Raw genomic sequence first — 11,571 nt, 5'->3', positions numbered from 1 at the left:
GCGCCGAGAGCCTCTCTCACGAACCCGAACTCGTCACGATGCGAAGCGCCTCCCTCTCACTCTATGGAGGGCAGCGCAACGGATATGGCGAAACGGACAGGCACGAAGGCGCAAAGCCGGAGACACGGAAAACCGCGCGTCCGGCTTCACGGAAATCAGGCAGCGCGGTCGAGCAGCTTCTTGGCCTTGCCCTCCAGTTCGAGCCGCGCATCCTGGTTGGTCTTTTCGCGGGCGACGGCGGTGATGCCCGCCACGAAATCGAATATCGACTCGGGCGGACGGCCTTCCTCGGCCAGTACGGTTTCGATGATCTTGCCGGTCTCGGCCTTGGAGAAGCCGCGCTTGCGCAGGAATTCGGTGCGGTCCTCATCAGATTTCGCGACGATCCGTTCGCGCGCGGCCTTGATGCCGTTGATGAAGGGCATGGGCGAGGAGTTCGCGAAATTGAGCAGCGCCGGCGCAGCTTCGTGGGCAAAGCGCGATGCAGCGTACTTGCTATGGCGTATGGTGATTTCCTCGAAATCTTCCACGCCCCACAGATTGCGATTCTGGCAGACCGCGCGGAGATAGAAGCTCGCCATGCCGAGAGTCTTCGCGCCGACCTCCGAGTTCCAGCAGTAGAACCCGCGGAAATACAGGTCGGGCGAGCCATCGGGGAGCCGACCAGCCTCTATGGGGTTCAGATCGTCCACGAGGAAGAGGAACACGTCGCGATCGGACGCATAGAGCGTCGTCGTGTCCTTCGTGATATCGACACGGGGATTGTAGACGCCCGTCGACCAGTCGAGCACGCCGGGCACCTTCCAGCGCGTGTCGCCGGTGCCATTGCCCGCGATGCGCTGCACCGCCTCGACCAGTTCGTAATCGTAGATCCTGCCATAGTCGGGGCCGGTGACGGCGCGCAACTCGACACGGCCGTTGTCGGTTTCGAGCGTCTTGATCTGCTCGGCCCGATGCGAGGTCAACCCGTATTGCAGGTTGATGCCGGCCAGCGCGGCGGGGAGCTGGCGGAGATAGGCGGCGGGGGCGCCGACCTGGCTGGCGAGCTGGCCGAAGCTCCAATGGGTCGGTGCGACGGGCGTGTCCGAGCCCGGCAGGATGAGAGACAATCGCTCCGGGTCGGTGCGGCTCGCCTCGACATGGATCAGCGCGGTTTCCACCACGCGGGTCTGGCTGCGCTCCGATCGGCGGCGCACCGAATCCGCCAGCCCCGACAGCGACAGATAGCGCTCGTCATCGGGCCGGGAGAACCATTCCGAGGAAACGCGGCCGATCCGCTCGCCGCGGCTGACATCAACCTTGTAGGCGCCGCTCATGTCGCGGCGGGCATCGAGAACCTGCATGTTCATGGGACCAAACTCCATGACGGGTGCCGGGAGCCTCTCTCTCGACACTCAACCCGTCATGGACCTCCGATCCCTACTCTCACTCTTTGCGGGGCGTTGCGGGGTGTCCCCGCAGAAGGGGCCGGCCGAGACCTTGGCTCGGCCGCAGGGGAAGGCTTTCCCCTAAAGGACACCTAGCGCTGGTTAAGCAGCCAATTGTCCGTGTTGTTCTAGCAACCGCATCAGAACGGTGTTGGCGTGGGTGAAATTCGAAAGCTGACCCTGGAGCTGGTAAGCCCATTTCTCGCCGTGGAAGAGGTTGTTGCGGAACCGCCAGACGATCATCAGCACGGTGAGGAGCCGATCGCGTGGATCGGTGTTGCTGCCATCGAGAACCGACTGGACGACAGCGGGCTGGTCGGCGGAGCGCAGATGCAGATGCGGATAGTGATAAGTGAAGGCGCCGTTGGCGAAATAGCGCTGCCGGAGATAGGCCAGCTCCGGGGCGTACTGGTCGGCTTCGAGCGTTCCGGCGTCACGCCATTCATCGACCTTTGCGCAGATCAGGTCGGCGCGAGCGAAGTTGCCCATGACCTGGGCCTCGAACAGGCTCCATAGAAAGGTGAAGTTGAAGATCGCGGCGCGATCCGCTTCGGGTAGCGCCTGAAATCCTGGCGCTTTTGCCAATAGCCATTGCATGCTCATTTGGTGGCCGTTCCTTAGGTGGCGGTTGCGCCTCTCACTCCTGGTGCTGGGATGTAGTGGGCGCTTCGGGAATGCCGCTCCGAGGCGCCAATGTCATGTTCCTCGGGTCGATGAGGAGCTTCAGATCGCAGGCGGTCGCCTGGTCCGTTCCGTATTCTTCAAGGTCATCGACCTTCGGTCGAACATCGAGAGCTTCGAAACGGATCGACCGATACTGCCATTCTGGATCATCGGACTGCTCGAAGAAGACCTTCGTGCTGAAGGTTATGCTGGTGTCGGCAAACGACGAGCTGTTGAAATACAGGCCTTCGGGCGACGACGACGGTTCTTCAATCTCAAGCGTCTGGAACTCGAAGCGAGCCTGCGATTTCGGATTGAGCAGGATGTCCACAGCCATACGTGCTTCATTTGCCTCCCAGAACGCATCGAACTTGAACCTAGCGGTGGAGCGAAGGCCTGCGTTCGTGAGAAGCTGAAGCCACCCGTCCAAGAATGCGGAGATCAGCGGAATCTCCTCGAGGTACGGTCCGGTGATGGGTTGATCGACCAGGAAGGTAATCGACGGGATGCGGTCATTTCCGGCAATCGTCAGGGTCGCTCGCCCCGTCGCCATAAGCGTGAGCGCGCGAACCAGCTCCGCCCACTCCTCCAGGGAATGCTCCATGTCATCGATCGAGCCGACGCTCTCGAACTTGAGCGCCGGCGGTGTCAGCCGAATGATGAAGTCGGGGGTGCGGATGAGCAGCTCTGCTCCATGCGGCTCGGCCATCGGCGGCCCGATGAACATTTCGCCGTCGAACCGCGCCGCTTGTCCGAAGCCGGGTCCGCGGATCGAAATCTCGCAGGAACCCAGAGTAGGAGGCGTAAGCCGTAGCTCCTCGAGGTCGTCGAATAGCGTGCCTTGATAAGGAAGGCGTATGCCGAACCGGCTGTCGAATACGCGGAGCCGGTGCGGTTTCAAGGGCGCGAGGCCGAGCAACAGACTGCTGAAATGCTCCGGACCCTCGATCTGGATAAGTGCCTCGGCCTCGAACTGGCCGTTCTCATAGCCAAGCTCTGTGAGCTGCCGTTGCTTCTCGAGCGTGTAGGCGCCAGGATTTTGTCCGCAGGCTGCACTCAGGGCTGCCAATAAGCCGGCGGGAGTCGGCTCGAAGCGCACCCCGACCTTCTCATAATCGTAGCTGATATCGGTGTGGTTGATGTCGTGAGCCTTGCGGGCCTCCGCCAATCTCAATCGCCTAAGCACGCGCGCGAGCTCATTCCCGATAAGGTGGACAAGGTAAGCGGATTGGAGTTCGCCGTCGGCTCGCAGCCGGAACACGACGATGAGCGCCGGCCGAGGGTCCTTGGCCAAGCGATCGATGGCGGACAGGCTGAGGCGGATACGATTGCCGGCGCGGCCGAGTGTCGACTTCAACTGAACCCGGGCGGCGTTGGTGGGGCGTTGATCGAGAGGTAGCGCCTGGCCGGCCGGCACCATCGGGAACTCCACGATGAAATCCCAGCCCATCACGTCGACGACGCTTTTATTGCAATAGAGGCCTGCGCGCTCGCAGAGCACTTCGAACTGCCGTTCGCCGATGCGGCCAATGCGATCGGGATCTAATTCGCTTTCCATGTCGTCGTCCGTCTTCATCGATCGAGACGGACGCGAAGTCGCCGTGCGCGCTCCTTGAAGGCGCGGTCGCCACCTTCCAGGATGTCGCAGACGTGCTTGCGCATCTCCGCGTTTTCGAGGCCACCCGACAGGTAGCGGATGGGCGGCAGCTTGCCGGGCGTATGAGTGCCGGAAAACGCGACGATGATCTGATCGGCGTCGGTGTTGACGACCAGGTTTGCGTTATGCGTCACCATAATGACCTGGCGCACATTCTTCGCGGCGATGAATAGCTCGACCAGCTCGTCGAAGATTGATTTCGGATCGAGGTTCTCTTCTGGCTGGTCGATGATCAGCGGGCGGTCATCGCTGTCGTCCAAGGCGAGATAGAGCAGCAGAAGGACGATGCCGCGCGTGCCCGGAGAGAGCTTGCGGATATCGACGGCTTCGTAGTCGATGCTGTAGCTGATCTCGATATGGCTGGTGCCATAGAGCCATTTGGCGAACCGTCTCAGCCAGGAGCGATAATCCGCTTGCTGTGATCGGGGAACCTCGGAGAGATCGAGCAGCTCGGCCTGATGGGCCTGACGAAATCCCGCCATCGCCTCGGCGACGGCTTTCGGATCGCCCGATTCCCACGCCGGCTTCAGCAACGCGTCGGCCCAGGTCTCCAACGTGCCCACGCCTTTGAAAGGGCCGGTGCGCCGCTTGTCGAACAGGCTTTCGCCCTCGGTCGCCCAGCGACGCACGTCCGCATGACGAGATACCGAGAACGACAATTTTCGCAACGTCCCGGACGCCTGCGCGAGCCGATCCATGAGCGGGCGATACAGCGTGTGCAGCACTTGTTCTTCCGCGACGATGGATTCGAAGACCCGCAAATAGGCCTGCTCTCGATCGGATTGGAGCTGGGTGGTCCGCGCCGCGGCGCCTTCACAATCGGCCAGCGCGTCCTTCAGCCGCTTCAGCGCGGCATTCTCATCTCCGATTTTGGTGGTGATCGTTCGCAGGCGATTGGCGGTGTCCGTATCGATGTTGATCAGGCGCTGAATGCGACCGATCTCGGCCTCCAGTTCGCCCAGCGACAATCGCTTCAGCTCGGCGTCATCGGCCACATAGGGGTCCTGATCGCTCGCCTTACGAGGGTGCTCCTTACCCCGCCATGTAGCTGCCTGCCGTTCGGCCCTTGCCAGCCGCTCGGTCAACGTCCCGTCGACGTTGCCGGCGTAAGTCTGTTGGAACGCCTCCCACGCCTTATCATCCAGATGCGCGCCGACGAAGGTCTGCTTGCTCGTGCGCAGAGCCATGGGCGCGCGATTGGTTCGGAAATCCGACACGTCGTTCTGCAAAGACCGCAGGACTTGGCATTCCTGCGACCATAACCGGATCTGGGTCCGGACATGATCGGCGGCTTCGGTCAGCGCGTTCAGCCGCGCGATCCGCTCCGCGCTGCCGGCGGTCACCAATGTGTCTCGGCTTTTGATGTAGCCGGCGATCAGCGCTTCCTTCTGAGTGATTTGCGATTTCAGGCCGGCGATCTGGCTTTGCTTCTCGCGCTCGAGCCCGACCTGATCGGAGAGAGTCGCGATGGCCTCCTCGTCGCGGGTGCGGTTGTCGCGCAACACCGTCGTCCGCAGCTCCAGCAGCTCGCCGAAATCCGTCGCGCCATCGCGTTCGAGCGTGCTGTGGGCTTCAAAAATGACCCGCTCGATCTCGCTCAGCAATTCGTCCTTCAGCCCATCGGCCGAGCACAGTTCTTCGACGAATTTCTGTGAGAGATAGCGCGCCCGCGGATAGAGCGACGGATCGAAGGCATCGTCGAGCAACGGGCGCACCGACGGATCCCCGGTCTCCCAGGTCAGCCGGACGCCGACGCCGTCGAGATGCTCACGCGCCCGCACGATAAACGACGCGTTGCTCAAGCGGCCTTCCGTGGCGTCGCATCCCGCCGCGATCGCATCCGCGAGAGCGGTCTTGCCCGAGCCCCTCGCGCCGATGATGGCGACCAGACCAGGATTGAGGGCGAGCTTCGGCGTCTGCGCCCAGTCCGCCCCCGTCAATTCTATCTCAGCAATGACACGTGCGGGGGTGGCTCGAAACGGGGGATGGGGGCCGACATAGGCCCGACCGGCGGGATCGATATAGGCTTGGCGCAGCGCATCGAATTCCAACGCGCCCTTGATCCACGAATAGCGGTCGCCATCGGGTTTGGCGACGGTCGCTTGCTCATGTGCGTCGCTGCCGTGCAGGCAGGGCTTGCAGCCGTCGTATCGCTCGCGCAGCACGTCCTCTCCGACGCCGCTTCTCCGCCCCAGCCAGAAATCGCGCTGCGCCGGACTGCTGGCAAAAATGACGTGCGCGAACTTCTCGATTTCCTGTCGCAAGGTTGCGTCATTGGCATCGCGGATGCCGGACGTACCATCGGTTTCGGCGCCTGCGACGGCGATCAGGATGTTCTCTTTCGCCCAATCGCTCTTGCCGTATTCTTCGCGCAATTTTCCGAAGTTGACCTTGAACTGCGAAGCGCCGTGGCGGAACGCGGCCCGCTCATCGCTCAGCTCCGGCTTGGATTTCCGTCCGAGCTTGATGAGGTCTTCTCGCGTGCAGGCGAAGTTGTCGCCAAATGCTTCAAATCTCAGCCGGCTGAGAAATCGCTCCACCTCCGCCACATGCTTCGGATCGTCGGGGCAGACGAGCAGGTGGATATTGGTCCAGCGTTCTTTCACCGTCGCCACGTCGAGCCGGAGCTCGACATTGGGGAAAACAAGCGCGACCAGTGGCAGGCGGCCGTTTTCCTTCATCTCTCGGACGACGTTCTGATAGGTGTCGGTGCAATAATAGTCGGTCACCGCGATCGCGCGGATAATAGGCGTCGCCCGTTCGAGGCTGGTGAGATAGTCGTCCCAGGCGTTCGGGCCTTTGAACTGGTTGTTGAACAGGGTGCCGGGCGCATGGATATGCGGCTCCCATCGATGCCATTCGGAACCGCGATTGATCATACACCCCCCTGATTGTCTTCCTTCTGATTGTCTTGCGGAGCGGCGTTCGCTGCGGCCGGCGGCGGCTCGGCCGGGAAATCGACGCCCGAGACGAACAGCTTCACGGTGTTTCCTTCTACGAAGATGCTATCGGCATCATTGGTGATGAAGCCGGTGGCCGCGTCCCGGCTTCCCCTGATCCGGCCATGCGCCGTGTTGAAGGAAACTGCCTCGCAGATCGCGTAGCCGTAGCGAACGAAGTCGGAGCCGTAGAGGCCGTCCGCGCCCTTCGGGTAGCTCGCGAACTTCACCACGTTGTATTCGGGCTTCAAGAGGCTGACGAAGGCCTTCTCGGCATCGGCGACGATACGCTTCTGGTCGTAGGCGCCGCTGAAATCCTCATTCTCGAAGTCATGCTCCAGTTCGAAGGTCGTCATGATCAGTGGCTGGACGTTGAACAGGAAGAGATAGATTTCGTCGGTCACCCGCGCTCCGGGATAGCGCTGGGACTCGTTGCCAAGAATCTCCATGCGGGCCTTGTGACCATTGCTGATGAGGCGATCGAAGCTGTCTCCGACCTTGGCGATGCCGACATAGAGAAGATCGTAGGTCGCGGCCTCGCGGTAACGATCGAAGCGCTCGATACCGGCGCGGCCGCGCGACCGATCCCAAATCAGCTTCTCGGTCGTGAACCACTCCAGAACGTTCGAGCCGGGCTCACCGATTGGCCCGTCCCACACCCGGATATTTTTGTCGCCAGCCTCAATCCAAAAGGATTCGGCTTCCGATTCCTCGACGGCCGGCAGGTCGCGGATGTGGATGTCGACGGGGTCGCGGAAATCGTCGCCGATCGCGAAGTCGAAGGTTATGACGCAGGTGTCGGGGTCGATGACGAGGTTCAGGTATTTGGCTTCGGCGCGACCGCCGATCATGTAGAAGTCGCTCTGCCTGATCAGCGCCTCGACCTCCGGGTCATTTTGAAGCCAGACGGCCTCCTGATTGGAAATCGGCGGATAGACGGTTTCCAGGAAGGTGACCTTGGATTTCGTGCTGGTGGCGCTCGCGGTCATGATCAACGGCCGTAGTGGAGACGGCGCAAAAACGTCCTGGCCGTGATGAGGACGATATGAAGGCGAAAGGTGCTGTGATCCTCGTCCGAGAGCCCAGGGTGCGAGCCCTCGGTGTGCAGCATCTTGAAGAGGCCGTTGACGTAGTTCTTGCCGTCGGCCGTCCATTCGTTCCGGTCGACCGCTAGAAAGCCGACGCTCGGATCGGCCAGAAGCGCGCGCCGATTCTCGGAGCTGGGCCGCTGCGCGGCTTCCTGCGGCCGGACGTTCCGGGCGATGTCGTCGAACAGGCTTTCAAGGAAGGTCCGGAGCTGGCTGTTGCAGGCCGCCCAATCGCCGCGCGTGTGCGCCTCGACCGCCTGATCCAGATGGCCGAGCGGCGTCGTGAACTGAAAGGACTTGAGAAGCTGGTGAACTTCGTCGTCGGTCTCGGGAAGCTGGACCTCGTCGGGTAAGGCCGCCCGCAGTGTGGGATCGCGCCCATAGTCGCCGAAGCTGACGACGTAGCCATCGCGTGCCAGGCCGCGCCCCAGCGCCAGCTCGCGGGGAAGGCTCGGCTCGGCGCGCAGGAGCTGGACTGCTTCGCGGACCACGGCCTCGCCGAGCGTCATGGTGCCGTCGAGCGTGTCGAGGACCTGGTCTGAACGCTGTACGACGATGCGCCCGAGGATGTCGCACTTCTTGGCGACGCTGACCGCCGTCCCGGAGCCGATCTCGTCTTCAAGGCCGAGCCGAAGGACCATCTGATTGAAGCGCGCCTGGCTATGGCCTTCGAGCAGTTCGACGGCTGCGATAAGCGTGGGACGTGAGAAGGGCTTCGTTCGCATCAGCCCGTCCCGCGGATTGGATTGATGATCTCGATGCCGGCGAAATCACGCTCGTTGTCAGTGACGACGACGCAGTCATTCGTGCCAGCAATCGCGGCTACAATCATGTCGAGGCCACTACGAGGACGTCCAGCGGATTTGCCGTCCGCCATCAGCCGCGCCCAGATCAGACCGGCCTTATCGTCGAAAGACAAAACACGCCCAACGAAAAGCGCTTGCGGTCCTTCCGGCCCCGCGAACCAGGCATCTAGCGCATCGCGCTTCTTTCCGCGCGGCTTTTCGAGGATGCCACGCCTGATCTCCGCAACTGTCAGCGAGGAAATGAACAGATCCTCGTCGCGCTGCTCCGCCAACCAAGCCATGAGCGACTCCGATGGCTTCGGTTTGACGATGTTGCTGATGATGTTGGTGTCGAGAAGATAGCGCGTCACAGATCGACCTTGCGCCCCTCTTCACGCGGGCGGGAAAGGTCGAGATCAGCGCCGACCAACGGTGAGCGGCGCAAAGCGGTAAGAATACCACCTGGCTTCGGCGATTCACCGGTTACCGCGGTCTTTACGGCAGCGCGAACCTGCTCCGCTTCCGGGCCTTCCTCGGCCAGGCGCCGGGCAAGCGTGCGGATCAGTTCGCGATCAGCGTCGAGCGCCATCACCTCAAAGCGCGTGAAACCGCGCTGCGTCAGGCGCGCGCGGTAATTCTGAAGCGCCCTCTTCTGTGCGGCATTGCCCATCAAAGACCTCCTTGTTATATCTGGATATATAATCCATACTCTTGCGGTCGACAAGGGATAACGAGATGACCATGTGCGCCCCTGACAATTATGGCAGTACGGGCAAAAGCCTCCAGCAGCGCCAGTATTTTCCATCTGCTGTGGCGCGCCACGCTACGCAGGGCGCCTCTTCCGTCGCCGAACGCACACCGCATACCGCCGATTATTCTCCTTTGATTTCAGTTGCTTATACGTTGTCTTGCGGCAATCGTGAAGCCGATCACCTTGCAACTGGCTTCAAACGATCCAACGATGGACAATGGCAACCGCCCAAAGCAGATGAGTGCACTTCGGCTCGAAGAGCCGGAACTGACGCTCGTGCGGCGTGGCGAAGGCTCCGATCCGCGGCTGGTCGAGCTGGTGCGGTTACTTGCTCGTCGAGCAGCACGGGACATCTACGAGGAACAGATGAAAAGGCGCCGCACGCCGCGCTCCTGACATCCCAGGAGGATGCATCGTGAAGGTTGCGATCTACGCCCGCTATTCGTCCGATAACCAGCGCGACGCTTCGATCGCCGACCAGCTTCGCATCTGCCGTCTCCACGCCGAGAAGCAGGGCTGGCAGGTGGTCGAGGAATATACCGATCACGCGATTTCTGGCGCCTCGCTCCTGCGCCCCGGTATCCAGGCCCTGATCTCGGACGCCACGCGCGGCCGGTTCCGCTATGTGCTGGCTGAGGCGATGGATCGCCTGTCGCGCGATCAGGAAGACATCGCCGGCTTCTACAAGAGGATGGCCTATTCGGACGTGAAGATCGTCACCCTGTCCGAGGGCGAGGTCACCCATCTCCATGTCGGGCTCAAGGGCACGATGAACGCACTGTTCCTGAAGGATCTCGCCGACAAGACCCGGCGCGGTCAGCGGGGCCGTGTCGAACTGGGCAAGTCCGGTGGCGGCAACTCCTACGGCTATGATGTGGTCAAGAGGTTCGACGCCAGCGGCGAGCCGATGCGCGGCGACCGCACCATCAATGAGTTTCAGTCTGATGTCGTCCGCCGCATCTTCCGCGACTACGCCGCAGGCAAATCGGCCAAGCGGATCGCCTTCGAGCTGAACAAGGATGGCATCTCTGCTCCAGGTGGCGGCGATTGGGGCTTCAGCACCATCAACGGCAATCCGAAGCGTGGCAACGGCATCCTCAATAACGAGATGTATGTCGGCAAGCTGGTCTGGAACCGGCAGCGCTTCATTAAAGACCCAGACACGGGCAAGCGCCAGGCGCGGATGAACCCGGAGTCGGACTGGATCGTTCGGGACGTGCCGGAGCTGCGCATCCTCGACGACGATATCTGGCAGGCCGTGAAGGAGCGGCAGAAGGCCGTCAAACAGAACCGCAGCGAGGACGGCGAGACTGAAAACCACTTCCGAGAACGCCGGCGCCCCAAATACCTCTTCTCGGGCCTGACCAAGTGCGGTTGCTGTGGCGGTGGCTATTCGATGATCTCCGCCGATCTGGTCGGTTGCTCGACGGCGCGCAACAAGGGCACCTGCGACAATCGCAAGAACATTCGGCGCGATCAGCTTGAGGCACGCGTTCTCAACGCGCTACGGCATCACCTTATGGACCCCGCGCTGTTCAAGGAATTCTGCGACGAGTTCACCCGCGAGATGAATCGGCTCCGCATGGAAGGGCGGGCGTCGATCGATCAAGCCGAGGCTGAGGTCACTCGGATCGACCGCGAACTGGACAAGCTCATGAAGCTCATCATGGCCTCCAATGATGACGACGCACCCACCCGCATGATGAAGCAAATGAAGGATCTGGAGGTTCGCCAGAAAGAGCTGAAGGCGTTCCTGCAAGAGGCAGAGGAGCCACCGCCCCTCCTGCATCCGAACATGGCTCGCCACTACCACGTCCAGGTGGACGAGCTATACGCGGCGCTTCAGGAGGATTCGGAGGCGAAGCGGATGACTGCGGCCGACCTGATCCGCTCGCTCGTGAGGGACATCATCCTGACGCCGGAGGACGACGAGCTGAAGATCGACGTGCGCGGCGATCTGGCGGGAATCCTTGCGATTTCGTTGAAAGGCAAAGGGCCCGCCGGAGGGGCGGGCCAATCGCAAGTTAAGATGGTTGCGGGGACAGGATTTGAACCTGTGACCTTCAGGTTATGAGCCTGACGAGCTACCGGGCTGCTCCACCCCGCGCCAGAATGCGCGATCCGGGGCACGATCCGCCCCGGCGCGGCGCTTCTGTAGCAAGACCATGACAGCTTGTGAACCCCCATTCCCGATGTTTTTTCAGGGGTCTAAGCCGGTTCCATCGGATTGATTGTGACAATGGGGATTGCCAATCTGCGGC

General features: G+C 61.7%; 9 protein-coding genes, 1 tRNA gene and 1 pseudogene. 1 reads left to right on the top strand and 10 read right to left on the bottom strand.

Annotated features, from left to right (window positions below):
* Positions 1-155 precede the first annotated feature (155 nt).
* From AB7F49_RS34260 to AB7F49_RS34225, 8 genes are all read right to left on the bottom strand, one after another.
* The gene (locus AB7F49_RS34260) at positions 156-1,349 is read right to left on the bottom strand and encodes a DUF932 domain-containing protein (RefSeq protein ID WP_428530697.1); all 1,194 of its coding nucleotides are present in this window, start codon (positions 1,347-1,349) and stop codon (positions 156-158) included.
* Between the two features lie 180 nt (positions 1,350-1,529).
* A complete protein-coding gene (locus AB7F49_RS34255; protein WP_428530694.1) occupies positions 1,530-2,030 on the bottom strand; it encodes a hypothetical protein in 501 nt (166 codons plus the stop codon).
* Positions 2,031-2,064: 34 nt separating this feature from the next.
* Positions 2,065-3,540, bottom strand: a complete 1,476-nt coding sequence (locus AB7F49_RS34250; protein WP_428530691.1) for a hypothetical protein — start codon at positions 3,538-3,540, stop codon at positions 2,065-2,067.
* Between the two features lie 122 nt (positions 3,541-3,662).
* Positions 3,663-6,626 carry a TrlF family AAA-like ATPase gene (locus AB7F49_RS34245; protein ID WP_428530688.1) on the bottom strand — a complete coding sequence of 988 codons (2,964 nt, stop codon included), beginning with the start codon at positions 6,624-6,626 and terminating at the stop codon, positions 3,663-3,665.
* Positions 6,623-7,675 carry a hypothetical protein gene (locus tag AB7F49_RS34240; protein WP_428530685.1) on the bottom strand — a complete coding sequence of 351 codons (1,053 nt, stop codon included), beginning with the start codon at positions 7,673-7,675 and terminating at the stop codon, positions 6,623-6,625. The genes AB7F49_RS34245 and AB7F49_RS34240 overlap by 4 nt, the downstream gene beginning before the upstream one ends.
* Before the next feature lie 2 nt (positions 7,676-7,677).
* Positions 7,678-8,499, bottom strand: a complete 822-nt coding sequence (locus AB7F49_RS34235) for a hypothetical protein (protein WP_428530682.1) — start codon at positions 8,497-8,499, stop codon at positions 7,678-7,680.
* Complete coding sequence (locus AB7F49_RS34230; protein WP_418896487.1) at positions 8,499-8,930, bottom strand: PIN domain-containing protein; 432 nt, start codon at positions 8,928-8,930, stop codon at positions 8,499-8,501. The genes AB7F49_RS34235 and AB7F49_RS34230 overlap by 1 nt, the downstream gene beginning before the upstream one ends.
* A complete protein-coding gene (locus AB7F49_RS34225) occupies positions 8,927-9,229 on the bottom strand; it encodes a hypothetical protein (RefSeq protein ID WP_428530679.1) in 303 nt (100 codons plus the stop codon). Before AB7F49_RS34225 ends, AB7F49_RS34230 begins: the two co-directional genes overlap by 4 nt.
* Before the next feature lie 496 nt (positions 9,230-9,725).
* Here AB7F49_RS34225 and AB7F49_RS34220 point away from each other — a divergent pair.
* A pseudogene (locus tag AB7F49_RS34220) lies at positions 9,726-10,760 on the top strand (recombinase family protein); the annotation flags it as partial.
* Positions 10,761-10,814: 54 nt separating this feature from the next.
* On the opposite strand, the gene AB7F49_RS34215 reads toward AB7F49_RS34220, so the two are convergent.
* Positions 10,815-11,099, bottom strand: coding sequence for a hypothetical protein (locus AB7F49_RS34215; RefSeq protein WP_428530676.1), 285 nt, complete (start codon positions 11,097-11,099; stop codon positions 10,815-10,817).
* Positions 11,100-11,340: 241 nt separating this feature from the next.
* Positions 11,341-11,417 (bottom strand) — tRNA-Met (locus AB7F49_RS34210).
* Between the last annotated feature and the right edge of the window lie 154 nt (positions 11,418-11,571).

It is taken from the genome of Pseudorhodoplanes sp. (assembly GCF_050250235.1).
Taxonomy (GTDB): Bacteria; Pseudomonadota; Alphaproteobacteria; order Rhizobiales; family Xanthobacteraceae; genus Pseudorhodoplanes.
Note: the sequence above shows the minus strand (reverse complement) of the source record. Positions and strands in the feature narration are given on the sequence as shown.